This is a genomic window from Nostoc sp. CALU 546 (assembly GCF_048836525.1).
On sequence record NZ_JAWJTF010000020.1, the window covers coordinates 70,571 to 95,355 of the forward strand.

General features: G+C 41.0%; 20 protein-coding genes, 1 pseudogene and 1 riboswitch. Of the genes and pseudogenes, 9 read left to right on the plus strand and 12 right to left on the minus strand.

Annotated elements, in window-relative coordinates; translation table 11 throughout:
- The first annotated feature begins 386 nt into the window (after positions 1-386).
- On the plus strand, positions 387-641 hold the full coding sequence (locus RRG12_RS12775; protein ID WP_069068323.1) for a DUF7219 family protein: 255 nt from the start codon (positions 387-389) through the stop codon (positions 639-641).
- 51 nt (positions 642-692) lie between these two features.
- On the opposite strand, the gene RRG12_RS12780 is transcribed toward RRG12_RS12775, so the two are convergent.
- Positions 693-1,724: a VOC family protein gene (locus RRG12_RS12780; RefSeq protein ID WP_420759539.1), complete on the minus strand. Its 1,032-nt coding sequence runs from the start codon at positions 1,722-1,724 to the stop codon at positions 693-695.
- A gap of 521 nt (positions 1,725-2,245) precedes the next feature.
- On the opposite strand from RRG12_RS12780, the gene RRG12_RS12785 reads away from it, so the two are divergent.
- From RRG12_RS12785 to RRG12_RS12800, 4 genes are all read left to right on the plus strand, one after another.
- Positions 2,246-2,869 carry a DUF3859 domain-containing protein gene (locus RRG12_RS12785; RefSeq protein ID WP_069068325.1) on the plus strand — a complete coding sequence of 208 codons (624 nt, stop codon included), beginning with the start codon at positions 2,246-2,248 and terminating at the stop codon, positions 2,867-2,869.
- A gap of 5 nt (positions 2,870-2,874) precedes the next feature.
- Positions 2,875-4,647 (plus strand): asparagine synthetase B family protein, encoded by a 1,773-nt coding sequence (locus tag RRG12_RS12790; RefSeq protein ID WP_420759540.1) that lies wholly within the window; start codon positions 2,875-2,877, stop codon positions 4,645-4,647.
- A gap of 32 nt (positions 4,648-4,679) precedes the next feature.
- Positions 4,680-6,005: a diaminopimelate decarboxylase family protein gene (locus tag RRG12_RS12795; protein WP_420759541.1), complete on the plus strand. Its 1,326-nt coding sequence runs from the start codon at positions 4,680-4,682 to the stop codon at positions 6,003-6,005.
- A gap of 139 nt (positions 6,006-6,144) precedes the next feature.
- Positions 6,145-7,410 carry a hypothetical protein gene (locus RRG12_RS12800; RefSeq protein ID WP_420759542.1) on the plus strand — a complete coding sequence of 422 codons (1,266 nt, stop codon included), beginning with the start codon at positions 6,145-6,147 and terminating at the stop codon, positions 7,408-7,410.
- 89 nt (positions 7,411-7,499) lie between these two features.
- Here the strand turns inward: RRG12_RS12800 and RRG12_RS12805 are convergent.
- Positions 7,500-7,748 (minus strand): annotated as a pseudogene (locus RRG12_RS12805) (DUF4351 domain-containing protein); the annotation flags it as partial.
- 27 nt (positions 7,749-7,775) lie between these two features.
- Positions 7,776-8,330, minus strand: a complete 555-nt coding sequence (locus tag RRG12_RS12810) for a hypothetical protein (RefSeq protein ID WP_420759543.1) — start codon at positions 8,328-8,330, stop codon at positions 7,776-7,778.
- A 347-nt stretch (positions 8,331-8,677) separates the two neighbouring features.
- Here RRG12_RS12810 and RRG12_RS12815 point away from each other — a divergent pair, with 347 nt between their 5' ends.
- Complete coding sequence (locus RRG12_RS12815; RefSeq protein ID WP_420759544.1) at positions 8,678-10,666, plus strand: S8 family serine peptidase; 1,989 nt, start codon at positions 8,678-8,680, stop codon at positions 10,664-10,666.
- 284 nt (positions 10,667-10,950) lie between these two features.
- On the opposite strand, the gene thiC is transcribed toward RRG12_RS12815, so the two are convergent.
- The 4 genes from thiC to RRG12_RS12835 all read right to left on the minus strand — a co-directional run bounded on the left by thiC (position 10,951) and on the right by RRG12_RS12835 (position 16,548).
- The gene (thiC, locus tag RRG12_RS12820; protein ID WP_229486025.1) at positions 10,951-12,324 is read right to left on the minus strand and encodes a phosphomethylpyrimidine synthase; all 1,374 of its coding nucleotides are present in this window, start codon (positions 12,322-12,324) and stop codon (positions 10,951-10,953) included.
- A 7-nt stretch (positions 12,325-12,331) separates the two neighbouring features.
- Positions 12,332-12,428, minus strand: a riboswitch (TPP riboswitch).
- A 100-nt stretch (positions 12,429-12,528) separates the two neighbouring features.
- A complete protein-coding gene (locus RRG12_RS12825; protein WP_069068335.1) occupies positions 12,529-13,521 on the minus strand; it encodes a 2-hydroxyacid dehydrogenase in 993 nt (330 codons plus the stop codon).
- A gap of 239 nt (positions 13,522-13,760) precedes the next feature.
- A complete protein-coding gene (locus RRG12_RS12830) occupies positions 13,761-15,224 on the minus strand; it encodes a calcium-binding protein (RefSeq protein ID WP_420759545.1) in 1,464 nt (487 codons plus the stop codon).
- Between the two features lie 451 nt (positions 15,225-15,675).
- Entirely contained in the window at positions 15,676-16,548 is an 873-nt protein-coding gene (locus RRG12_RS12835) for a phosphodiester glycosidase family protein (protein WP_420759546.1), read from the minus strand.
- A gap of 172 nt (positions 16,549-16,720) precedes the next feature.
- On the opposite strand from RRG12_RS12835, the gene RRG12_RS12840 reads away from it, so the two are divergent.
- From RRG12_RS12840 to RRG12_RS12850, 3 genes are all read left to right on the plus strand, one after another.
- Positions 16,721-17,341, plus strand: a complete 621-nt coding sequence (locus RRG12_RS12840) for an rRNA large subunit pseudouridine synthase E (protein ID WP_420759560.1) — start codon at positions 16,721-16,723, stop codon at positions 17,339-17,341.
- 245 nt (positions 17,342-17,586) lie between these two features.
- Entirely contained in the window at positions 17,587-17,928 is a 342-nt protein-coding gene (locus tag RRG12_RS12845) for a hypothetical protein (protein ID WP_420759547.1), read from the plus strand.
- The gene (locus RRG12_RS12850; RefSeq protein ID WP_420759548.1) at positions 17,928-18,626 is read left to right on the plus strand and encodes a DUF6745 domain-containing protein; all 699 of its coding nucleotides are present in this window, start codon (positions 17,928-17,930) and stop codon (positions 18,624-18,626) included. The genes RRG12_RS12845 and RRG12_RS12850 overlap by 1 nt, the downstream gene beginning before the upstream one ends.
- Positions 18,627-18,701: 75 nt before the next feature.
- Here the strand turns inward: RRG12_RS12850 and RRG12_RS12855 are convergent, their stop codons facing one another.
- From RRG12_RS12855 to RRG12_RS12875, 5 genes are all read right to left on the minus strand, one after another.
- The gene (locus tag RRG12_RS12855) at positions 18,702-19,232 is read right to left on the minus strand and encodes a hypothetical protein (protein WP_141699631.1); all 531 of its coding nucleotides are present in this window, start codon (positions 19,230-19,232) and stop codon (positions 18,702-18,704) included.
- Positions 19,233-19,278: 46 nt separating this feature from the next.
- The gene (locus RRG12_RS12860) at positions 19,279-21,459 is read right to left on the minus strand and encodes a GumC family protein (protein WP_420759549.1); all 2,181 of its coding nucleotides are present in this window, start codon (positions 21,457-21,459) and stop codon (positions 19,279-19,281) included.
- A gap of 313 nt (positions 21,460-21,772) precedes the next feature.
- Positions 21,773-22,948 (minus strand): aminotransferase class I/II-fold pyridoxal phosphate-dependent enzyme, encoded by a 1,176-nt coding sequence (locus RRG12_RS12865; protein WP_420759550.1) that lies wholly within the window; start codon positions 22,946-22,948, stop codon positions 21,773-21,775.
- A gap of 67 nt (positions 22,949-23,015) precedes the next feature.
- Positions 23,016-24,089, minus strand: coding sequence for a FemAB family protein (locus RRG12_RS12870; RefSeq protein ID WP_420759551.1), 1,074 nt, complete (start codon positions 24,087-24,089; stop codon positions 23,016-23,018).
- Between the two features lie 31 nt (positions 24,090-24,120).
- On the minus strand, positions 24,121-24,762 hold the full coding sequence (locus RRG12_RS12875; RefSeq protein WP_420759552.1) for a sugar transferase: 642 nt from the start codon (positions 24,760-24,762) through the stop codon (positions 24,121-24,123).
- Positions 24,763-24,785 lie beyond the last annotated feature (23 nt).

Genomic DNA, 24,785 nt, shown 5'->3' on the forward strand with positions numbered 1-24,785 from the left:
AAAAGGCATATTGCTTTCTCAAAACCCTTGATTGCTTTCTCATTTCGGTAGATTTAGCAAGCAAAAAGGCATATTGCTTTCTCAAAACCCTTGATTGCTTTCTCATTTCGGTAGATTTAGCAAGCAAAAGGCATATTGCTTTCTCATTTCGGTAGATTCAGCAAGCAAAAGGGAATTCTACTTACTTAAAATACCCTCTGCCTTTATAATTTCAGTGTTTTCCACAATTGATTACCTTTCCCTCTGCCTTATCCTAAGATTTAATCAAAATATTAACTTCTTCAGAAGTTTAAATTTCTTACTATGTATATACAACAGTAAGGAAAATTATAATTTATAACTTTAACTAAGAAGTACAAAAACTAAGAAATACCAAGAGCAAACTTATGACACAATCTAACTCTCAAGACAAAAACAGCTTTGTTTACCCTCGTAGTCGGTATTATGGTAAATTCCAGCCAGAAAACTTAGTGTTTAATGCCAACCTCCAAGAATTTGCCCAAAAAATTAGTTACATCACTTGCCTAGAAACAGGGGGAAAACTGTCTCAGGAGGAAGCTTACCAGCAAATTGAGGCACTTTGGAAGCAGTTGAAAAATAGCAAAAAGCAGCTCGCTATTGGTGGAAATCAAGAAATTTAACTGAATGAAATATTAGGCATAGTTATTCCCTTGATTAACTTGTTATAATAACTAGTTACCTTCTAGCAAAGTCCAGAAGTAGCCATCTGGTGCAATGAAGGAGAAACTTGTCTCGCCAAATTCATTAGTAGTAATCTCTGTAACTTTTTTTGCAGTACTCGCTTTGATGCGATCGCAATATTCTTGTAATCCCTTAACCCGATAGGTATATAAAGACATACCTAAACTACCTGGTTGGGCGGACTCAAAGCGCGATTCTAAATTAATTTCTTCTGGGAATCGAACGATGTAAAGCCTACCACTACGTGTAGCCATCAAATCAAACTTAGAAGAACGAGGATCATCAAAGGTAGTAACAATAAACTTTTCACCAGGATTAAGGTCAAAAATATCTTTACCTGCTGGGGAAGATTCATAGCTAGTTTCGACATCATCCCGCACACGCAGCAAACCCAAAACTTCTTCATAAAACTTCAGGGTTTCTTTGCTGTCATCCTGAACGATGATTCCTATATGGGTAAACTGACTAGTCTTGAGAGGCGCATTCTGGTTAACTTGTCCGTAATGCTGTAGCGTATAGCCAAACCGTTGAAACAAAACCTGTCGAGTTAAGGGTTGCAGTAGCAGCATTTCTCGCACACCAACTGCTGGCTCAATAAAAGGACGGCTTTTTCTCTCTTTGTTGTAGATGACTTCCCAATAAGGGCTAGAGTACCTAATAGGTAAACCTGCGGTCTTTGCATCTTCTATATGATTTAAAATACTTAAAATATCTGTCGTTAAGCTTGTTGCCCAGCGATTTCCCTTAATTTTCATTGACGCTGTTCCCAAACCTTCATTAGTGGGATTTTGCCAAACCATCAGCCGAATTAAACCATGATCTGCATTTTGGTGATAAAGGCGGATTGAGCGTAAAGACGAATTCACCCCATATAATTGATTGGCTACATCTGCGGTTAATTCACCCACTTCACCAATGCGATAGCCAAATTGCTCCCAATACTGAATTGCAGAAATTGGCTCTGGGATACCGATACAGACTTCATAGATACCTTCAATAGCGGTTTTTTGTTCTTGAGTCATAATGAGTGCTGAGTTAGGAATTAGGAATTAAGAATTAAGAGAGACGCGATTCATCGCGTCTGTACAAGAGGAGTAGCGCATCTGGGTTTACCGAAGAAAGGCAGAAGGCAGGAGGCAGAGGGCAGGAGGTAAGAAGTATCAATTAAAACTTTAGTTCTGGGTCTAAAGCCCAGTTCAAAGCAATAATTATACTGAGACTGCTTGCAGCTAGGTATAAAACGTCCTTGCTTCAATCCCACTCTTTTAAGGGTGGGTTACCTCCCAATACTTGTCGGTTAAGGGGAAAAGGGGAAGGGGAAAGGGGAAAGAAAAAACCTTTAACCTTTACCCTTTAACCTTTTCCCTAAACCAAATTCCGAGTTAAAAATCCTTAACCGAGCAGTATTGGGTTACCTCCTGCCTCCTGAAAGAGATATCTCAGAAAGAATCCGAAAAGCAATAACTCTATTTTGTAGCTTATGATGTACCTACAAAAATGAGATTTAGCGATCGCAATCAAATTTTTCAACAGGAGTTAAGCTATGGCGCAGCGATTGACTCAAGAGCAATTATCACAAATAGTTACAGAAGTAGAAGGTCTGCAATTGCGTCGGGAAGCGGAACTAGACCAACAGCAGGTGAGAGAAATTTTACAGGAGTTGAATTTACCGCCTGAGTTATTAGATGAAGCGCTGATTCAGTTAAATCGCCGCCAAGCACTTGAAGTACAGCAACGCCGAAATCGATGGATTACCTCTGGAGTGGTGGCAGTTGTAGTGGTTGTCATTGCATCTACAATATTTTTCATGCAGCAGCAAAGTTCTACACTCTCTCGTGTTTCTACTCAACAAGACCGCATCACTTTGACACAAGATAATGGCGGCGACTTAAAGACAATTTCTCGCCAAACCAATCCAGAAGTGTTGTATCGTGTCACTCTAAAGGATGCACCTTTGGGTAAAAAGCTGGCTCTCTCTTGTAATTGGATTGACCCAAGTGGTCAAATTGTCAAGCAAAACAACTATCAAACCCGCGAAATTAATACGTCTGTCTGGGATACCCAGTGTCGCTACACTATTAATTCGGCTGCAACTGTTGGCAATTGGCAGGTGCAGATGTTTCTGGAAGGCCGGCAGATTAGCGATGCAACCTTTGAAGTTAAATAGTCCAGATGGGTATCCCGCATCACTTTCTTGGCTATTGGGGTTACGGCGCTCAACAGGAGTTAGAAGCGCTGTTAACTAGTGTTGTGGAAAACCTCTCTTTTAGAAGGGAAGAGGCTTTGAAGTTTTCTACACAGGAAAATAATCCTCTTCCCATCTGGAATGTTGTTTACATAGGAATCGATGGCAATTCTCCACCGCAACAAAATCAAATTGCCGCCATTTCCGCATCAGGATTATTTAGTTCACCCGATGCTTGGGTAAGTCTCCAAGAAAACAACTGCCTAATTTTGGGAAGAGAACCTTTCGGAAGAGTTCCTTTGTATTGGACTCAGCAAGGACAAATAATTTGGTTTGCATCGCAACTGCAATTACTTTTACCGATTTTGCAACAGTCAGAAGTTAGCATTCCGGGGTTATATGGCTATAGCTGTTTTTCTTACGTTCCTACACCCTTAACTCCTATTAATCAAGTGTTTACAGTGACGGCGGGAACTGAATTAGTTTGGCAGAGCGATCGCCAATCAGGTAAGCTGCAAACACCTGAATCTAAAAACATCCACTCCTGGCAGGAAGTTCCACAACAGTTAACAGATGAAGCTACAGCAATTACCGAATTGCAAACTCTTCTGAAAGACTCTATTGAGCGACAGATTGCCGATTTAAAAGATGAGCCTGTTGGGGTGTTTCTCTCTGGCGGACTCGATTCTTCAGTGGTGGCGGCGCTGCTGGTACAAGCAGGGGTGAAAGTCCGCGCCTATACTTTAGATTTTGGTGACACAGGGATTTCAGAGTATGGATATTCTGAACAAGTCGCCCAGTTTCTCAAAATTCCGCTAATTAAAGTTGCAGCAAACCCAAATTCAATCAAAAATGCCCTAATTCCGACTGTAAAAGCATTAGATTTACCCTTTGGAGATGGTGTGTGTGTGCCGTTGTATCTCCTATCTCAGAGAGCGAGTCAGGAAACTCAGGTAATTTTTAATGGCGAAGGTGGAGATCAATTATTTGCTGGTTGGACGAATAAACCTTTAATAGCCGCAGGTGTTTATCAAGCAGAAAATCCCGCCGGAGAGGAAACTTTTATCCAGCAATATTTCCGCACCTTTCACCGTCTTGGGGGATACGAATCTCAAGTTTATCAGCCAAATATCTATGCACAGATCCAAAATTTGCATCCCGAAGATTGGCTGTTGGCGGCTTTAGATCGCAATGAATGTCCATCTTTGCTGCATCGCCTCCGCCGTGCTAGTTTGATGCTCAAAGGAGCGCAGAATATCCATCCCCGTGCAACTGCATTGGGGTTTGCTCATGGATTATGGGTGCGATCGCCTTTTTGTGATTTACCTCTAGCTGAGTGGACATTCTGCCTATCTGGAGAACTCTGTTTACAAGGAGCTTGTGAAAAATATATCCTCAAACGGGCTGTAGAAAACTTGCTCCCACCGGAAATTGTCTGGCGACAAAAGCGGGGTATGGGGGTTCCTTTAACTTCTTGGTGTTTAAATGATTTTTGGCATCAACTGGGTATTTGGCTCAATCCAGAAGTACTTCGCACTCACAATCACTTTTATCCTCACATTGCGGCCCAAATCGTTGAAGGCAAACTAGGAGCAGCTATTCAAGGCCGTCGAATTGGTGAAACACTCTGGTTACTAATTATGTGGCAACTTTGGCGATCGCATGTTTTAAATGAAGAACTAAGTAAACAGTCTTGGGATCACCCCTTTTGGTTACATCGTTGGCTATGGAAAAATTACAAAATAATTCGTAATTCGTAATTCGTAATTTACTGTATCAGTATTTTTGGTAAATGGTATCAAATAATTTAACTCAAAATCGTCTTAATCTCCCATTCTCTAAAGAACTTGCTCAAGAGTTACTGAATAACTACGGTTCTCCGCTTTATGTTTATAATGGCGATCGCTTGGGCGAAACTATTAAGCGGATTAGCAAAGCAGTCAGTTATCCGCGCACGCAATTTCGCTTTGCTAGTGTTACTAATGGCAACATTGCGCTGTTAAAAATTTTTCGCTCCTTTGGGTGGGGACTTCACGCCAATACCCCAGGAGATATTTATCTGGGATTGCAAGCTGGTTTCAATCCTAGTGAGATTGTTTATAGCGGTAGTAATTTGAATCGGGCTGAGATGCTACAAGTCCTGAATTGGGGAGTTACAACTCTCAATCTGGATAGTCTTGCTCAATTGCAATTGTGCTGCGAAGTTAGACGCAGAGAGAAAAATATTCGTCTGGGTTTACGCCTCAATTTACCAGAAATTACCGGAGATAGCCGCATTGGTGTGCGTCCTGAAGAATTTGGTGATGCGATCGCTTTAACTGCTGAGTTTGGATTAAAGCTGAGTGGTTTACACTTCTATCGAGGGACGGGAACTAACGCTACAGTTGCATTCACCCAGGTGATTGATACAGTCATCGCCACAGCCCAACAGTTACCAGACTGGGAATATCTAGATTTTGGTGGCGGCTTTGGCTACCCTTATCATCACAACAAAGCAGCCTTTGACTGGGAAATATTTGGGGCTGAATTAACCGAGAGAATTACTCAGTTAGGGCGGAAAATTGATTTGGTAATTGAACCGGGACGAAGTGCGATCGCAGGATGTGCAACTTTGCTTGCTCAAGTCGTTTCTGTGAAATGGCAAGGAGAAAAACAGATTGTTGGAGTTGATACCACCGTTGCCAATCTTTCAGTCCCATCAGTACACGGCGGCTACCGAGAAATCGTCACCTGGAAGCAAGCAGACAATCCATTCACAACTGATATTTGTGGGAACACCACCTATTCACGAGATTATCTGGGGAAAAATTGCCAACTTCCAGCGCTAGAAATTGGTGATATCGTTGCCATTTTAGATGTCGGTGCTTATGGTTATGCCATGTCGTCTCACTTTTTACACCGTCCCAAACCTGCGGAAGTCTTGCTAGAAAATGGCACACATCGCTTGATTCGCAAGCGGGAAGACTACAGTGTTTTGCTCACAAATCAGATGCTTGATAGTTCCCCCCTTTTTAAGGCTACCGTATATACACAAGTTGAATTACCCCCCTTAATCCCCCCTTGTAAAGGAGGGAAACCGGAAAATCTTGTTCCCTCCCCTTTGCAAGGGGAGGGTTAGGGTGGGGTAAAACTGACGCATAAACCAGGTGAGTAAACTACTTCAGACTTGTGTATACACCGTAGCTTTTTAAGGGGGGGATCAAGCCCGATTTAAATCGTATTGACTAACAATTAATAACTAACATCCAACAACCATTATGAAATGTATTAACTGCGGAACTGACAATAAACTCAAAGACCGGACAGCTAACCAAGGTCGGTGTATAAAATGCAATCATCCCTTTGCCTTTGAACCGACCAGTATGAGTAATGTTCAGATTACTGATCCTTTTTTTGCAAAGGCGATCGCTGATATTTCTGCAAATAAAACCTTATTTTTTACACCAAAGCAACTGCTTTATTTTCTAGATAATCGTTTCAGAAAAAACTCAAAGTCAATTTCACGATTTGGCTGGCTAATTCCTTTTTTGGTTATTAACTTTATTACATCATTAACGATTTTTATACCGCTAATAGTAAATCTTGCCTTTATTAATTTTTTTCATGAAAGTAGCAAATCAACTAAACTCAATCTTGTAAGTCGCAAACAGTATGCGAGGAATTTACAAATCATAGGAGGAATTATCCTTTCCATAGGAATTCTACTAAGTCTTGGCTCAAAATCATTCAGATTATTTGTCGTTGTTGTTCTTATAGGAATGCTGCCTATATATTTAGGAACTCGACAGCTAGAGCGAATTAAATTATTAACACAAGAATTTTTAATTTCTGAATCTCAGCTTAAAGATTGGCTAAATCGCTGGCAGCAAATAAATGGTTCAATTCTCAAAATTCTTCCTTCACCAAAGCAGGAAAATACACCAGCCACGATTAATCCTGATGTAACTGCTTACAGTTTTGATAGATTAGTCGTTTGTGATACTGCCAGTATTGCTCAACTATTAATTGCTAATAATTTTCACTTTGAAAACAACTGTGCAATCCTCAGCATTACTGGATATCCCCAAAGCATTTTTGACACCACAATGCAAATGCTGCGCCGCAATCCCGATTTGAAAGTCTACGCAGTACATGATTGCAATCCACGAGGAATTGCTTTAGTTCATAATTTGAGAACCAACGCTAATTGGTTTCTCAATAGCGAGATTGTGATTATTGATATCGGACTGACACCACGTCAAATTATCGCTACTAAACGCGGAATGTTCATTCAATCCTCTCCAGAGTCGGCGCAAGCAGCTAAACAATTGCCTGAAGAAATTCGTCAAAGTTTATCTGCTGAAGAATTAGCATGGTTAGAATCTGGAAAATTTGTAGAATTGGAATCTTTCACTCCCCAAAGAATAATTAAAGTTCTGCAAACAGGTATTGCTGGCAGTCAAAATTTAGAAAGTGATGACAGTAGCTTGCTTTTAGTCGGCGATACAGGAAATGATATGTACGTTGTTCAAAGTTTTGGTTAGTATTCAATACAGTTCAGATAAAACCAAAACACTTGTAGAGACGGCGATTTATCGCGTCTCGAAAATCTGTTTAATTTTACAGATTAGATTTATTCAGTTTGTTGATTTAACCAAACTTCTAAATCAGAACTAGCTGAGAAGTCTAACAAAGCTTCTCCTAACGTCTCCAATTGTTCAATAGATAATCCTTGAACTCGCTCAATAGTAGATGAATCAATCTCACCAATACGCCGATTTAATTGACGTATAATTAAACGTTGTTCACCTTGCTTATTTCCTTCTTGTACAGCTTGTTCACGGTCTTGTTGATAAAGTGGTTGTAACCGCATAATTAACTCCTATTAACGTAAAAATGCGTTAGTAATCTATCTCAAACCTCTTTCCATAAGCATTTGAGGTTCAACATTCTCAACATTAGGAATTGCTTCTAACTGAGGAATTTTAGCGATCGCATCAGCAATATTACCAGATTGGGCACGTAACCAAGCCGTGTGAGGTGCATAAGAAAGGGTTTGCGCTACTTCATAACCCGCTCGATTAATTAACTCACGCTGCGAATCCACATCAACGCCTTCAGTAAAGCGGATGAAAACCAGTCCAGTTGGTACTGCTAGGGAACCATTGGGTAGTACTGTGTAAATCGGACTCAGTTTACCCGACTCTGATTGATTGGGTTCGCCTGGAAAAACTGCAATTGCACCGTCGTTAAGTTGTAAAATTGCTCCTGATGGCACGGTGCTGGGTTGATTGTAATGTATTGCATAGTACCCAGGTTTACGAGTGTAGGATACAGCAGTGCGATTGCTGCCAACGCGAATTTGTTGTGGATATTCAGAAAAATAGTCGTTTTGAAATCTCACTTCAGCAGTCAGGGGTAGAGAGTACACCTGTAGAAAAGACTCAGCCGGAAAATAAAACATCTTTCTCAAGTTCTAATGATGTTATAGCGTTTTTCAGTGGTATCAAATACAAATCTTTTATTGGGATGTACAGCTTTCCCTAATGATGATGAAGATTCTTAAAGCAACCTAACTTTGAATCCCCTCTTTTCGGGAAAAACGAATCGAAGGCTTGTATGAACTTAGAGAGATTAAATTCTATTTAAGCTGTGTCTTTTCGATGCCGTAATACACATATAACACATGAAATAAGAAGCATCCATAAACTAAATGTAAGCTCATTATCTGTGCAACCAGCTTTAAAAGTAGTGCATAATACGGTTTCCCAATGCCTAATTTTCAACACAAATATCCCAGGAGATTAAACTATGGTTCAGGTTCGCTATGGTGGACAGAATGGCCAACAGTATGAACTTGCTATCAGTAACGAACACGTTGTAGTGCGTACCGAAAGCCGCAGCACTCTTATCGGTGCAAGATCCTTTGAAGTTGCACCTGTCTCACCTGTCGCTCGTAGCATCCTCAATCAATTTGAGTTAACAACGCGGTTTCGCCAAGCGGGTGTAGAAATTCTGCAAGCGAAAGTTCCGAATCAGGGTGTAGCTTTGCGCGATCGCGCCCGTGAAATTCTCAACAAAGAGTCTGAAGTCCAATTTGCCGGACGTGTCCTGATTGATCCAGTATCCCAACAACCTGTAATTTACACCGAAAACCTCTTTGTTAAATTCGATAACGAAGAAGAGTCAAGAGTTTGCCAAGAGATATTAGGACGTTACGGTTTAACAATTAAACGCCAACTTGAATATGCACGCAATGCTTACTTTGTCAATGCACCTACAAATACCGGTATAGCCGTCTTTGATATCGCCGAGAGACTTCTGAATGAGGAATTAGTGGAACTGTGCCATCCTGAACTAGTGCGTGAATCACGCCAACGTCAGGTTTTTCCGCAGCAGTGGCACTTAAAGCAAACAACTATTAATGGTAAGGTAATTAACGCCCATGCCAATGTTGAGGCCGCTTGGAAGTTAAGCGATGGCACTGGGACGATTATTGCAATTGTCGATGACGGCGTGGATCTTGATCATGAAGAGTTCCGTTCCTCTGGCAAGATTGTTGCGCCGCGTGATGTCACACGTAAAACGAACAATCCCAGACCGGGAAACGACAATAATCACGGGACAGCTTGTGCCGGAGTAGCTTGTGGAAACGGCAACTTTGGTGCATCTGGTGTAGCGCCAGGTGCAAAACTGATGCCGATTCGTTTAGCTTCGGCGCTGGGGTCACAGGATGAAGCAGATGCTTTTATTTGGGCGGCTCAAAATGGTGCTGATGTTATTTCTTGTAGCTGGGGGCCATCAGATGGTACTTGGTTTGAGCCAAACGATCCTGTACACAATCAAAAAGTACCTCTGCCTGATTCCACAAGACTTGCTATAGACTTTGCAATCAATAAAGGGCGCAACGGCAAAGGATGTGTAATTTTATTCGCGGCTGGCAATGGTAACGAAAGCGTGGATAACGACGGCTACGCCAGCTACCAAAAGGTAATTGCTGTGGCAGCTTGTAACGACTACGGCACAAGAAGCGCTTATAGTGACTTTGGTAAGGCGGTCTGGTGTGCTTTCCCTAGCAACAACGGTGATAGTTCCCAAACCCCTGGAATTTGGACAGCCGATCGCTCTGGTGTACTTGGTTATAATTCGGGTAATCAAAATCTGGGTGACGCTGGGGGCAACTACACGAACGAATTCGGCGGAACCTCTAGTGCTTGTCCAGGTGCAGCCGGTGTAGCAGCCTTGATTATTGCCAGAAATCCAAATCTGCGTTGGGACGAAGTGCGAGATATTATTAAACGCTCCTGCGATCGCATTGATCCATCTCAAGGTAAATATGATGCCAGTGGTCGCAGTCCTTTCTACGGTTACGGTCGAATCAATGCCCTCAAAGCCGTAGAATTGGCCAAGCCGCCTCAAATATCGCCAATTAGTATATTTCAAGCAGTCCAAGATATCCCAATTAACGATTTGCAAGTATCAACATTGTCGTTAGCGATCGCTAATACCAGCCTGCTGAAATCTATCAAAGTTAATGTAGACATCGAACATACTTATATTGGTGACCTTGTAGTTACTCTCCTTCCCCCAGTACAAATAGGCATACTTCCCATAATTTTGCACGATCGCCAGGGCGGAGCTACAGATAATATCAAAACAACTTATGACGAGGTAAACACCCCTAAACTTGCTGCCTTTAAAGGTAAGAGTCCCCAAGGAACCTGGACTCTTGAAGTTGCAGATAAAGCTAACGCAGATACAGGAAAAATTCGCAGCTTGACCATTGAAATTGGATTTTAACAAGAGAGGCAGACGGCAGGACGAATATTATCCTCCTGTCTTCTTCACGCCATGTAGAGGCAATTTATGAATCGCCCTGCTGTGTCGAATGGCACTAAGTTAAGACACAGCCATTGCCCTGGCTGGTTCCCAGCCTCCAGGCTGGGAAACGCTTCTGAGAGGCTCCGCCTCTAGTGGCTTGATCAGAGGCAGCAGCCTCTCGGAATACATTCCCAGCCTGGAGGCTGGGAACGAGGCAACACAAGACTTTGGGCTTATCTTAGTGCCATTCCCTGCTGTGTCTATTAGCTTTGAGTCACAGCCTCTTTCGCCAAGAACTTCTCTAATTCTGTCAACGCATCAGCATCAACTTTAGTTTGCATTGGGCAGAACTTAGGCCCACACATCGAACAAAACTCAGCAGTTTTATAGATATCTGCTGGTAGAGTTTCATCGTGATATTCCTTAGCTCTTTCTGGATCGAGTGATAATTCAAACTGACGGTTCCAATCGAAGTTGTAACGCGCCTTGGAAAGTTCATCATCTCTATCCCTTGCACCAGGGCGATGTCTGGCAATATCAGCCGCATGAGCCGCTATTTTATAGGCAATTAACCCATTCCGAACATCTTCAGCATTTGGCAGACCCAAATGTTCTTTAGGTGTTACATAGCACAGCATTGCAGTACCGTACCATCCAGCCATCGCTGCTCCAATGGCTGAAGTGATGTGGTCATAACCGGGAGCAATGTCTGTTACCAATGGCCCCAACACATAGAAAGGTGCTTCAGAACACTCTTCCATCTGCTTACGGACGTTGAACTCAATTTGATCCATTGGCACGTGTCCAGGCCCTTCCACCATCACCTGTACATCATCTTCCCAGGCTTTGCGAGTTAGCTGTCCCAGAGTTTTCAATTCAGCTAATTGTGCTTCATCTGAGGCATCATGGGTACAGCCGGGACGCAGGGAATCTCCCAAACTGAAGGAGACATCATATTTTTTGAAAATCTCAATAATGTCTTGGAAGTGAGTGTAAAGCGGGTTTTGTTTGTGGTGATGTAGCATCCACCGCGCCAAAATACCGCCGCCGCGAGAGACAATACCAGTGATCCGGCTTCTCACCAAAGGCAAATGCTCAATCAAAATCCCAGCGTGGATAGTTTGATAGTCTACCCCCTGCTGGGCGTGCTTTTCGATGATATGGAGAAAATCATCAGCAGTCAGGTTCTCGATTGTGCCATGAACGCTTTCTAAAGCTTGATATACTGGCACCGTACCAATGGGAACAGGTGAAGCTTTGATAATAGCGGTGCGAATTTCATCCAAGTTACCGCCGCCTGTGGACAAATCCATTACGGTGTCAGCACCGTACTTCACCGCCAAGTTTAGCTTATCCACTTCTTCTTGAAGATTAGAAGAGTTGGGAGAAGCGCCGATATTAGCATTTACCTTACATTTGGAGGCGATGCCAATAGCCATCGGCTCTAGATTAGTGTGATTAATATTAGCGGGGATAATCATTCGTCCCCGTGCTACTTCCTCACGAATGAGATCAGCAGGGAGATTTTCCCGCTGGGCGACGTAGTGCATTTCTTCGGTGATAACACCTTGGCGGGCGTAGTGCATTTGAGATACATTACTTTGCCCACGTCGTTTAGCAACCCATTCTGTCCGCATATTGTAATTCCTCGATAAACAGCTTCCCTCCGCTGGTATTACCCAGACTCAGGTGTTAAGGGTGTGATCTCAGCCTGGTTATTTAGGCACCCCTAGCATGGATGTAGTGTATCACTTTGGTTATATCTGGGGGCAAGGGTGTTAACAATTTATGAGGTCACACAATTTTGGATTTTGGATTTGAGATTTTAGATTGCTAAAGGTTTAGGCACGAATTTCATTTGCACAAGAACGACCTTGTTCAACATCGGTAATATTAGCAAAAGTTGTTTCTGCAATATTGTAGAGAGCTTCTGCTGTAAAAAAGGCTTGATGTCCGGTAATGAGTACATTGGGGAACGTTGTCAGACGTTGGAAAATATCATCTTGAATAATTTCCCCAGACAAATCCTCAAAGAACAATTCTGATTCTTGTTCGTAGACATCTACACCAAGATAGCCAATTTTACCAGACTTCAATCCCTCAATCACGGCTTGGGTATCAATCAGCGCTCCTCGGCTAGTATTAATTATCATCACACCTGGCTTAATCTTTTCTATAGCCTCAGTGTTAATCAAGTGATGGGTTTCGGGAGTTAGGGGGCAATGCAGGGAGATAATATCGGAGTTGGCAAATAGCTCAGGTAGTTCTACATACTTTCCGCCTAATGCCTCCAATTCGGGATTCCGATAAACGTCATAGGCGAGTAGGTGACAGCCAAACCCCTTCATAATCTGTCCTAAAATCAGACCGATTTTGCCGGTGCCGACAATTCCCACTGTGCGTTCATGCAAATTAAATCCCAACAGTCCATCTAGGGAAAAATTGCCTTCTCGGACACGGTTATAGGCACGATGAATTTTGCGATTTAGGCTCAAAATCAATCCTACGGCGTGTTCTGCTACCCCATAAGGTGAATAGGCGGGAACACGCACAACGGTAATTCCTAAGTCTGCTGCGGCTTGTAAGTCTACATTGTTAAACCCTGCACAGCGAAGGACAACCAGGCGAGTTCCCCGTGAGGCGAGAAGCTCTAAAGTTGGGGCATCAACCTGATCATGCACAAAGACGCAAACCGCCGGAAATCCGGCAGCAAGGATAGCTGTATCCCGATTTAAACGGGGTTCAAAAAACACTAACTCGTGTTGGATGGGAGAATTTGCAGCTGACAAAAACTGCCGATCGTAGGCTTTAGTACTGAAAACTGCTACTTTCATGCAAAACCTCAGGTTTTATGCTGCACGGTGTTCGAGTACATAATACCTTGACCTTGAGAGAAGCGATGTCTACAACGAGCCTAGTTGCGACACCTTTGAGAGGCAGGGGGTAGGGGGCAGGGGATAGGGGATAGGGGGCAGGGGGTAGGCGCAAAAATTCTCTCAAACTCTTATTTTTCGGTGTTTTCTATGCTTCTGCGGTTGGTTTTTCTGGGATTTATTGGTGTTTATGCGTAGAACTAGACAACAACAAAATGAGTTGCTTTTAGTGACATTCCACTGCTGAGTTGCGCGAATTGTACCTGAGTAAAAGCGCCAGCGCTACCATCTTGGTCAAAGAACAGCGCACCTGTAATATTGTCGTAAATAAATCGTTGAGCGATCGCTGTTGCAGATGAACCGATGGTAAACTTACCAGCGGAGAGTGTACCTACTGCTAAAGAGCCGCCGAAACCAGTAGCCGATACCTGAATAACTTCATCAGTCGTGTCGAAGTCAACGAGAGTATCAATGCCTTGATTGTAATTATTGAACGCAAAAGTATCAGTGCCATCTCCCCCATACAGAATATCATTGCCTTTCCCTCCAGTCAGGAGATCGTTGCCATTATACCCAAAGAGCAAATCGCTACTATTACTCCCTATAATATTGTCGGCGTAGACTGTACCACTGATATTTAGCCCTTGAATATTCTTGTAGATAACTTGATTTGTGCCACTTATAATCGAGCCTTGGTTAGTGGTTGCATTGAAAGTTGAGGTGATTCCTTTGTTAGTATAGCTACTGTAATTGACTTCTAAATAATCTGAACCTGTACCCCCATTTACCGTTTGAGTCAATAAAACAGAGGGGGCGGTAGTTGGGGCGGTCAAATAAAAGGTGTCATCGCCATTCCCCCCATTTAGAGTGTTAGCACCCTTGGCTCCGTATGCGTAAAAGGTATCGTTACCATCGTCTCCATTCACAATTTTATTGCCAGACGAGTAGGAAACATAGAGGCGATCGTTACCTGAACCCCCACTAATCGTATCATTGCCAGAAGTGCCACCACTAAGCACATCTTCGCCATTGCCCCCACGAATATTGTCAGCGTAGGCTGTACCAGTGATATTGAATCGTTCAATATTCTTATAGCTAACTCGATTAGTGCCACTTGTAATCGAGCCTTGGTTAGTGGTTGCATTGAAAGTCGAGGTGATTCCTTTGGTAGTATAGCTACTGTAATTAACTTCCAAATAATCCGAACCTGTACCCCCATTTACTGTTTGGGTTACTAAAACAGAGGGGGCGGTATATGAGGCGCTCAAATAGAAGGAGTCATTGCCATTGCCACCATCTAGGGTGTTAGCACCATTGACTCTATATGCGTAAAATTTATCAGAGCCAGTTCCACCTGAAACAATATTTTTGCCAAAACTATCCTGAATCGAAAATTCGTCATTTCCTGTATCTCCATAGAGGATGTTATTCCCAAAAGAAACAGAAACATCTAAATAATCATCCCCACTTCCTCCCTTGAGGATATTGTTGCCAGTGGTAGCTACAGCATAAATTTGATCGTTTTCAGAACCGCCATCTAAGAGGTTTTTCCCCAAAGAATTGCTAATATTCAGGACATCATCGCCTCCGAAGCTATAGAGACTGTCACCACCCCCGAAGCTATAGAGGTTGTCATTAGCGTTAGTACCATTGATAATTGCCATAACTTCTACCTACCTAAATCAATTTTTCAGAAACTTGAGATATTAACCTACGGCAATACTACTTGGTTAAGCATTTTGAACCCAAAGTTTGGTTTGGGGAAAGGGTTAAAGGGTAAGGGTTAAAGGTTTTTAATTTCCCTTTCCCCCTTCCCCTTTCCCCCTTAACCGACAAGTATTGTAACCTGCGGGTATTGCTGTTTTAAGGCAGAACAAAGTCGCCGAAAGTTGACACTTTCGGCATAGTTTATGCCGATCTGAAAAAGTTATTTTTTTAGCTTTTTCAGCTTCTTGACTGACTTGTAAGCATTATTCAGCTAACCTGCTATATATGAAAGTTAGTTAATTTCATTACTATAGTGGCTGTTTATTTAAGTGTCACTACTTCACTTTAATTATCTAACTTTGTATTTTCTGATATAGTTAATTGCGTATTATCACTAATCAAAAGTTTTTAACCACCAGGTATGATGGGGCGATCGCCTTTCTGAAACCTTGCCCATGACTGTTGTAAACCAGTAGGAGCAGGATTCTTGGCATCATAAACAACAATCACATTAGTTAGTGGGCGTCCGGCGGGGACTAAAATTTTACCGTTAGCAGCAAAGGCTTTCGATGCACCACCATCTAAATTCATCGCTTCGTGACAGCCAATTGCTTTCATCACTTGCGCTTCTTGTTGTAAAGTTAATCCACTATCGAAATTTATCAAAAATAGTTTTTTACCATCAGCAGGAAACCCGATCGCAGTTCGTGCGCCAGTACCTAAAACCCCAGGATCTTTAAATCCTTCAACATCCGGCTTCAGCCAAATTTGTCCCTGTCTCAACAGTCGAGGCCCACAGGTAATAGACAACCAATGTTGATTCCATTCCGGTTTACCATCAACCCGTGCTGTCACCATTTCCGGTTTATTGCCAACTCGCAACCCCAAAGTAGTACCAAAATTTTCCCATTGGCTGTATTTGAGGAATCTCCCTGCCGCTACCATGTTACCCATCACTGTTTTCTGGGCATTCTTGGCAAAAAAAGTACCATTAGCAACGACAGCCGCACGATGACGAGCCACTAAATTGTTAAATTCTTCATCACCGTTAGTTTTTTGATTAGTATTAGCCAAAGTTGCATTATTTGCTAAACCAATAGTAATAAAGGTTTTGGGGTCAGTGAGGTCAATAATAGTTTGATAAAAAGAGAAACCATTTACCTTACCCCTTTTCACTTGCACAGTTTGAGCCGCTGCCGGGAGCGCCAATGTTAATCCTTGTGCCAAAACAGCACCTCCTAAAAACAAGAAAGACCGTCGGCAGATTTTGGAACTTGGCATAATCAACTCTTCACTATATTGTTTTTATTAGGATGCCCAAATCTTTAGATAATTTTGCCCATTAAACACTCGTGTAATGGAGATGAAGAAGCAGAGGGAGACAAGGAGAATAAGCAATGCCCAATGCCCAATGCCCAATGCCCAATGCCCAATGACAAATGACAAACGACAAATGAAAAATCATTACCGATATATTATTTTTTACAAACCCTATGGCGTTCTCAGTCAGTTTACAAAAGATGCCCCCACACATAGCACTCTAAAAGATTATATTGATGTGCCTGATGTGTATCCTGTGGGACGCTTAGACTGGGATAGTGAAGGATTGCTGCTGTTAACCAACGATGGACAATTGCAACATCGCCTCGCCCATCCGCGTTTTGGTCATAAACGTACTTACTGGGTACAGGTAGAGCGAATTCCAGATGTAGATGCTATTAATAGGTTGCAAACAGGTGTGGAAATTCAAGATTACCGCACTCAGCCAGCAGAAGTTAGGCTCTTACCAGAAGAACCACAATTACCTGAACGCACTCCGCCGATTAGATTTCGCAAAAGTGTACCGACAGCTTGGCTGGAAATGACTTTGACAGAGGGAAAAAATCGCCAAGTACGGCGCATGACTGCGGCTGTAGGGTTTCCAACTTTGCGACTAGTCAGAGTCAAAATAGCTCACTTACAATTAAGTGACCTACAATTGGGTCAATGGCGCGATCTCACCGCATCTGAACTGCAATTTCTGCATAATTTCAATAAATCGAAAAGTTTTCCCCCAAAAGCGAACGCTCTCTAACATAAAATAAATGCTATGGCAAATCGAGATAAGGCAGCTTTTTGAGTCATTGCTTATATGAAAAGATACTTGTTTGTGGTTGCAGACTTAACTTTAGTAATTGACATTTCTCATTACTTCTAAAGCTTAATTGTTAGATTTATTTAGATAATTTACTAACGAATAATAACCTATGTTAAGTCTATCAAAATTACCGAATTTTATTTTTGCTAATATTATTAGAAAGGTATTGTTATGATAGAAAGATGTTTAACAACAGCAACAACTCCCAAGCTAACCAAGGTAGTGTTCTCTACAGACATGGCGACGTTCTGATCAGAGGTATTGCTACCTTACCTGCTGGTGTCCAAAAGCGTATAGGTGCTACTCTCGCTCATGGTGAAATCACAGGACACAGCCATCGGATTCAGCAATCTAATGCTGTTCAGTTGTGGGTACATGGTAGTGACCTTTTTCTTGAGGTTAAAGAACCTAGTGCTACTTTAGTTCATGAAGAACATCGGGCGATTGAATTACCCCAAGGGCTTTACCGCGTCTGGAGACAACGTGAATATCGCCCTGATGCTTATGTAGAGGTGATGGACTAATGCTCAAGATGATGTCGCAGGGACGTGTGCCGAATAGACAAGTTTTGCAGCGCCCAAAGGAAAGCCACGAGCCGGTATCGGCTGAACATGCTCGAAAACTCATCCTTGAACATCGTGCCTGGGATGGGATGCGCGTTTTGGGGCATCTGGATTTAAGCGGTGCGTTGGATCTTTACAATCTACCTGAAAATTTAACCTGTGAAAGTATTGATATTAGCGGCTGTGTAAACCTCACTACCCTTCCCAAAGGACTGCATATCACTTATTGGATTGAGTTGGCCGGAAGTGGGATTACCAGTCTATCTGCCGGGCATGGTTTTATTTTGCGTTGGCGAGGCGTGCAGGTAGACGATAAGATTGCCTTTGAATCCCAGTCCCTAACCGGACAGGATATCCTCAATATAGAGAATGTTGAGTTGCGTCGCGTACTGATTGAACGTCTGGGATACGAGACATTTTTGCAGCAAGTGGGAGGATTAATCCGCGATCGCGATCAAGACGCTGGTGGAGAACGTCAACTAGTCTACATTCCTTTTGAGGATGACGAACCGCTTATGGTCTTGAAAGTCACTTGTCCATCCACAGGACATATTCATATCCTGCGCGTTCCCCCTCACATGCGGAGTTGCCATCAAGCAGCAGCCTGGATTGCAGGCTTTAATAATCCAGATGATTATCATCCTGCGATCGAGGCATAAAGTTTTAAGTAAAGAATTTGAAGAATCCGACAAATAGACCATTTGTAGAGAAGCATTAATTGAATTGGTATAAGTTTACAAATTAAGAATATTTACCACAGCATGAAAGTTTGTTCCGAGCATATATTGGCTACTCTTGGGCAAATTTTCCAAAGTTAACAAGACTGTTTTCAATCCTTGATAATCGCTTTTTTGAGGTTGAATTATAATTGGTATTTCACTCGCCCCAGCCGTGATTGTCACAAAGTTAGCAATTGATTGATAATGCACTCCATCCTCGGCTGTTCCGTGAATCCTGTATTTCACTATTAAGTCTTGAGTTATATTACCAGTACGAGTGATGACAAACTCCCCTATTTCTCCAAATTGTGACGCATACATTTTTGTAGCTGTAATGTTCACAATCGTGGGATAACTGGACGCAGGGACACGGAGAGGTTTTAAGTTTAATTGATTATAGTTATTTTTGTCTTCATAGCTGGATATAAAACTAAAATTAGTTACCAGTTGGTTTTTAATATAAAAATCTTCAAAAGATATATTACTGATACTTTGTTGTAAATCATTACCTAAAAAAGTTGCATATATACTGCCCATATCATCCACGACTAGGTTATAAAGATAGATATTGATCAGATTAATCAACTATTCCTTACTTCCTACTTCGGACTCCAATAGCTTCTTGGAGATTATTTTCCTCAGTTGAGTAGTAGTAACTGTAGCGCTCAGTCTGAGGAATAGCTCCGTTTACTACCTGTCCCAAGACATTTTGCCCAGATTTTTCTAAAAGCTCCTTAGCAATACTGGCACTAACAGAATCAACAACCCCTGGACGAACAACAAATAAAACACCATCAGCCATTTGACCTAGAGTAGCTGCATCAGCAGCAACGTTTAATGATGGAGAATCAATAATTACAAAGTCGTAATAAACAGACAAAGTTTGAATTAATGCAGCCATTTTTTTCGAGTCGAGAAGAGAACCTGGATTAGGAGGTGTAACTCCAGAGGTGAGGACATATAAATTATCCATGACTTGTTTGATAGCTGTCCTAATTTCACCTTGTCCAACAATCAAATTGCTTAGACCTTGATTATTAATTAGTTCCCAGATTTTATGTTGAACAGGACGACGCATATCTGCATCTATCAGTAAAACTTTTCGCTCCATCTGAGCCATTGTTATAGCTAAATTAGCCGCCACTGTTGATTTACCTTCTCTGGGTACAGAACTTGTGACAACTATAACTTTTAGCTCCTTATCAGCACTCGTAAACCTCAGATTTGCCCGCAACATTCGGTAGGCTTCATTAATTTGCGATCGCGGCATATCTCGAACTACAAGCCTTTTGCTATATAACTCCAGTTCTTCATTGCCACGAAGAGATTTTTTCGATTTGCTGAAGTCAGGAATAATCCCTAATAAAGTAAATTTAAGCAACTCTTTTGCTTGGTCAACATTCTTAATTGATTTATCTATTTTTTCCAAAATATAGACGGCCGATAAAGCTGTTAAACCAGCCAATAAACCTGTTGCCAAATATAAAAACATTGGAGATGAAATTGATTCTTCTGGTATTTCAGCTTCGGATATCATGCTGGCATTACCTAAGCTTTGATTTTCGGCGATTCGGCTTTCTTGCAGCTTTTGTAGTAACAGTGAATAAGTAGATTGTGCGGCTTGTACTTTACGTTCAAATTGGCGCTGTTGTTGTTCCAATCTCGGTAGATTGTTCAAACGTTGTTTATAAGCAGTTTGTAACCCAGATAAAGTAGTAATTTGGCTTGCTAAACCCAGACGATTTGACTCTAATTCTACAAGCCTTGCAGAAAGCTGCTGTTGTAATTCTCCCAATTGAAAATTATGATTTAGCTGTGTTGAATTTGTACCTCTAACGTTTTTTATCCGTTGTTGTAGTAGCCCATTTAACGACTCTAATTTGTATACCAAATCGATAATTTGCGGATGGTTTTCCTGCAAAACAGTCCGCCTAGCTGCCAGTTGTGATTCTAACTGTTGAACTTCTCGAAGAATATCTTGTACTCCTGACGTTTGGCTAATGGAAGTCATAACTATTGCTTGCTGGGAGTTCATACCCAATTGTTTACGGATTCCTTGAGTTTGTGCTTCAGCATCGGCAAATCTAGATTGAGATTCATTAATTTGCTGTTGTAATGCTGTAATAACTTCCAGTGCTTTAGTCGCTTCTTCTTGCAGAGAAACAATTTTGTACTTTTCTTTAAACTCTGCTAGTTCTGCTTCTGCTTGTCTAACAACTAATTCTGCATTTGGTAGTTGCTTTTCTATAAACTTGCGAGCAGTTGTCGCTTGAGTTCTATGAGATGATATATTGTATTCTAAATAGACATCTATTAAAGTATTAACAACTTGTGCAGCTAGTTGTGGGTTTGTATCTTTATAGGAAATACTTAGGATATCAGAGCCATTAATTTCCTTTACTGTTAGCATTTGCAGAAATTGCTTGGTTTTTAAATGTATATTTTTCTTGTCTTTTAGATTAAGTCTATTTATGGTAGTTTTGACAACTGGTAGAGAACGGATAACTTCTGCCTCTGTATTCAGAGGATTACTTTTATTATCAACTAATGGCTCTAGCTTGCTCATTTCTGTTCCTACTCCTGTTAATGAAGAAGTAGTATTTGTTCTTTGAAATTTCAGTTTTCCTTCTGCTAAATAATAAGGTTTCTTGAATAATGTAGCTACCTGTAAAATTATGAAGATGCAAACGAAAACACCCAAAGCATTAATCCAACGGCGTTTCAGAACTTGCGAATATTTATCAAATGTTCCAGAAGATTCTTGTAGTGCCATAAAATAATTACATTTTTTTATTTTTGTTAAAAGCATCAAGTTGATTACCCCACCCTAACCCTCCCCTTATAAAGGGGAGGGAATCGGATTTTATTATTTTCTCAATCCTCCTCTTATAAAAGGGCAAGGAACCGGATTTTATTATTTTCTCAACCCTCCTCTTATAAAAGGGGAGTGAACCAGATTTTCTTATTTCCCCCCTTTATAAGGGGGGATTAAGGGGGGTAATAATTTGATTAAAATCGCAACATACCACTTTTCAAACAACCTATTACATCAAATTACTCAATAATACCGGGATATGAAATTTAAATTAAATTGTCAGGTAGACTTTTTCGGGAAATATGAACACAGATTGACTTTTATGGTGAACTGCTTGAATTTGACCAATTACTCTTTCTAAATCTTCGCGTTTAAGATTAGATCCAGAAGGTAAGCAAAGACCGTAAGCAAATAAATCTTCTGCTATTTCACCGCCAAAACATTCACACTCAGCAAAAATTGGCTGGAGGTGTAAAGGTTTCCAGACGGGACGAGATTCAATTTGCTGTTCAATAAGTGCTAGACGGACTTGTTCTCGATTTGCACCAAAAGCTTCAGTATCTATTGTTAAGCAGGTTAGCCAACGAGTAGCGCGTCCATAATTAGCTTCCGGCATAAATTCTATACCTGGTAGGTTTTTCAATGCTTGGTAATAAATTTCAAAATTGCGTCGTCTCGCTGCCACTCGCTCACTCAAAACACACAACTGACCGCGACCAATACCAGCTAAAATGTTACTTAAACGATAGTTGTAACCAATCTCTGAATGTTGGTAATGAGGAGCGCGATCGCGGGCTTGGGTTGCTAAAAATTTAGCTCTATTTACTAACTCTAAATCATTAGAAACTAACATCCCACCACCAGAGGTAGTAATAATTTTATTGCCATTGAAAGAATAAATTCCAATGTGTCCAAAAGTTCCTAAAGAACGCCCTTTATAAGTAGCCCCTAAAGCTTCAGCAGCATCTTCAATTAAGGGAATATTATAGTGATTACAAGCTTTTAAAATTGGATCAATATCTGCACTTTGACCATATAAATGTACAACCACAACAGCTTTAGGTAATTTGCCTTTTTTGGCGCGGTGATTTAGCGCTTCGGTTAACAATTCAGGGTTCATGTTCCAAGAAGTGCGATCGCTATCGATAAAAACTGGTTTTGCACCTAAATAAGTAATTGGATTAGCACTAGCAATAAATGTTAAAGTAGAGCAAAAAACTTCATCCCCAGGTTCAACACCAACTAACCGCAAAGCTAAATGCAGAGCCGCTGTGCCAGAACTAACAGCCACAGCATGGCTAGCACCAGTTAATTCACAAAATTCTTGCTCGAAAGCATCAACATGGGGGCCAACAGGCGCAATCCAGTTAGTTTCAAAAGCTTCTTTGACAAATTCTAGTTCGCGATCGCCTATATGAGGTGTTGAAAGCAAAATTGGTTTATTCATTCCTATTACCTAAATATGTTTGCCAGTTTCCAAATGGGAATTTTACGTAAGTCTTGGTATTTTTCCCTCAATTAAGAGAACGATAAGCGGGGAAAAAACTTGACTCAAGTAAGGTTTCTGGCTCAGTTTTTAAAGATTTTGCTCGTAATTTAACTAAATCTATATATTTTTCTTCATCTGTAATTAGGCGTAATGTCAAGAAAGAATGTTTTTGTTTAGAAAAACCTGCTTTAAATTTGTAGAGACTATCTTTAGCTGAACCAACACCACCGCCTAAATGCAAAACTTTATTTCCACGTTCTTTAGCCCAAAATCGAACGTAATCAAACATTAACTTACTAGGAGCTTGTTTTAGGAACTCGTTTTTTGTTCCTCCAAGGTGATACTGAACTATTTCACAGCATTCAGTAAATATTCCAGCACAAGCAACTTTATTATTTAACTCTAAAATACATAAGTATATATTTTCATTCATATTTGCTAGAGAAGCAAAATATTTATAATCAAAATAAAAATATTTTTTTGCTTCTACACGCTGCATTGTTTGAGTATATACATCGATAAAAACATCTATATAATCCTGAAAATTAACCATTCTTGTTGTAAATCCATCACGTTTACATCGATTGATACAAGTGCGGTGTTCCGGTCGCGTTTGCTGCCATATTTCTGTTGCTGAAAGGCTTAAGTTGATAGATATAGTTTCTCCTGATACTTGAAAAAATTGAGAGGCTAAAACTTCATTCAAATTTTGATTGAGTATTGGATGCAGGCGTAAGAATGCTGAACACACCCTCTTGGATAAGAATACAGATTTTAGATTTTCAAGTGCCAAGTTTAAAAAATCGGGTGTATTAGCCGCCGCTTCACTTAACAGAAATCCAGGATAACCATAAGGCGAGACAACATCAAATACTTCTGGAATTGTGAACTCGCCGTCAAACAAATCATCACAGCGGCGCAATAAATAAGGTAAAAAAAATATTTTTTCACCATCAACTATCAAAATTGCCTCTGGTATTGTTTGAGTTCTTTGGGATTCTAGATATACATATTCAGGCAAATGATAAACATCATAACTGAGCTTTTCTAGTATTTGTAACCACAAAGGGTTAGCTAAATCAATTACTTGAATATTCATCTTTAAAATTAATTACGAATTATTCTTTAAGTTAGCCTTTGAATTCCTCCGATGTAACGTGACCTTCCTGGGTGACGCTTTCTCGTTGCATTACTTGCCATATAGTCATGAACAAAATTTTCAGGTCAAGCCACAAACTCCAGTTATCGATATACCAAACATCCAACTGAAATTTTTTATTCCAAACTTGATCTAATGTGCGGCGACCATTAACTTGCGCCCAGCCAGTAATACCCGGCTTTACTTCATGGCGACGTGCTTGTTGAGGGGTATAGCGGTCAAGATACTTTACTAATAACGGGCGGGGGCCAACAAAACTCATGTCTCCTTTTAAGACATTCCAAAGTTGAGGTAATTCATCAAGACTAGTTTGACGCAGCAATTTACCAAAGGCTGTGAGGCGTTTGTCATCAGGAAGAAGATTGCCTTCAGTATCGCATTCATTGGTCATAGTACGGAATTTGTAAAAGTTAAAAATCCGAGCATTTTGACCAGGGCGGGGCTGGGTGAAAATCACTGGCTGACCCATGCGAAAATAAATAGCGATCGCAACACCCATGAGTAAAGGAAAAAGAAAAATTAAAGCGATCGCTGCCACAACTCTATCTAATATAGACTTGATTAATCTGCTGTAGTTTTTTAAGTTAATGCCCTGAAAAATTTTAAGATTCATAAATACACTGTCTCTCTTATTTC

What these genes read in the sequence shown, in the direction of transcription:
- RRG12_RS12810 (WP_420759543.1), bottom strand. Translation starts at nt 8,330, where the DNA reads ATGTTTTATTTTCCGGCTGAGTCTTTTCTACAGGTGTACTCTCTACCC.
- RRG12_RS12865 (WP_420759550.1), bottom strand. Translation starts at nt 22,948, where the DNA reads ATGAATAAACCAATTTTGCTTTCAACACCTCATATAGGCGATCGCGAA.
- RRG12_RS12860 (WP_420759549.1), bottom strand. Translation starts at nt 21,459, where the DNA reads ATGGCACTACAAGAATCTTCTGGAACATTTGATAAATATTCGCAAGTT.
- thiC (WP_229486025.1), bottom strand. Translation starts at nt 12,324, where the DNA reads ATGCGGACAGAATGGGTTGCTAAACGACGTGGGCAAAGTAATGTATCT.
- RRG12_RS12845 (WP_420759547.1), top strand. Translation starts at nt 17,587, where the DNA reads ATGTTTAACAACAGCAACAACTCCCAAGCTAACCAAGGTAGTGTTCTC.
- RRG12_RS12775 (WP_069068323.1), top strand. Translation starts at nt 387, where the DNA reads ATGACACAATCTAACTCTCAAGACAAAAACAGCTTTGTTTACCCTCGT.
- RRG12_RS12870 (WP_420759551.1), bottom strand. Translation starts at nt 24,089, where the DNA reads ATGAATATTCAAGTAATTGATTTAGCTAACCCTTTGTGGTTACAAATA.
- RRG12_RS12780 (WP_420759539.1), bottom strand. Translation starts at nt 1,724, where the DNA reads ATGACTCAAGAACAAAAAACCGCTATTGAAGGTATCTATGAAGTCTGT.
- RRG12_RS12840 (WP_420759560.1), top strand. Translation starts at nt 16,721, where the DNA reads ATGAAAAATCATTACCGATATATTATTTTTTACAAACCCTATGGCGTT.
- RRG12_RS12790 (WP_420759540.1), top strand. Translation starts at nt 2,875, where the DNA reads ATGGGTATCCCGCATCACTTTCTTGGCTATTGGGGTTACGGCGCTCAA.
- RRG12_RS12850 (WP_420759548.1), top strand. Translation starts at nt 17,928, where the DNA reads ATGCTCAAGATGATGTCGCAGGGACGTGTGCCGAATAGACAAGTTTTG.
- RRG12_RS12785 (WP_069068325.1), top strand. Translation starts at nt 2,246, where the DNA reads ATGGCGCAGCGATTGACTCAAGAGCAATTATCACAAATAGTTACAGAA.
- RRG12_RS12815 (WP_420759544.1), top strand. Translation starts at nt 8,678, where the DNA reads ATGGTTCAGGTTCGCTATGGTGGACAGAATGGCCAACAGTATGAACTT.
- RRG12_RS12830 (WP_420759545.1), bottom strand. Translation starts at nt 15,224, where the DNA reads ATGGCAATTATCAATGGTACTAACGCTAATGACAACCTCTATAGCTTC.
- RRG12_RS12835 (WP_420759546.1), bottom strand. Translation starts at nt 16,548, where the DNA reads ATGCCAAGTTCCAAAATCTGCCGACGGTCTTTCTTGTTTTTAGGAGGT.
- RRG12_RS12795 (WP_420759541.1), top strand. Translation starts at nt 4,680, where the DNA reads ATGGTATCAAATAATTTAACTCAAAATCGTCTTAATCTCCCATTCTCT.
- RRG12_RS12800 (WP_420759542.1), top strand. Translation starts at nt 6,145, where the DNA reads ATGAAATGTATTAACTGCGGAACTGACAATAAACTCAAAGACCGGACA.
- RRG12_RS12825 (WP_069068335.1), bottom strand. Translation starts at nt 13,521, where the DNA reads ATGAAAGTAGCAGTTTTCAGTACTAAAGCCTACGATCGGCAGTTTTTG.
- RRG12_RS12875 (WP_420759552.1), bottom strand. Translation starts at nt 24,762, where the DNA reads ATGAATCTTAAAATTTTTCAGGGCATTAACTTAAAAAACTACAGCAGA.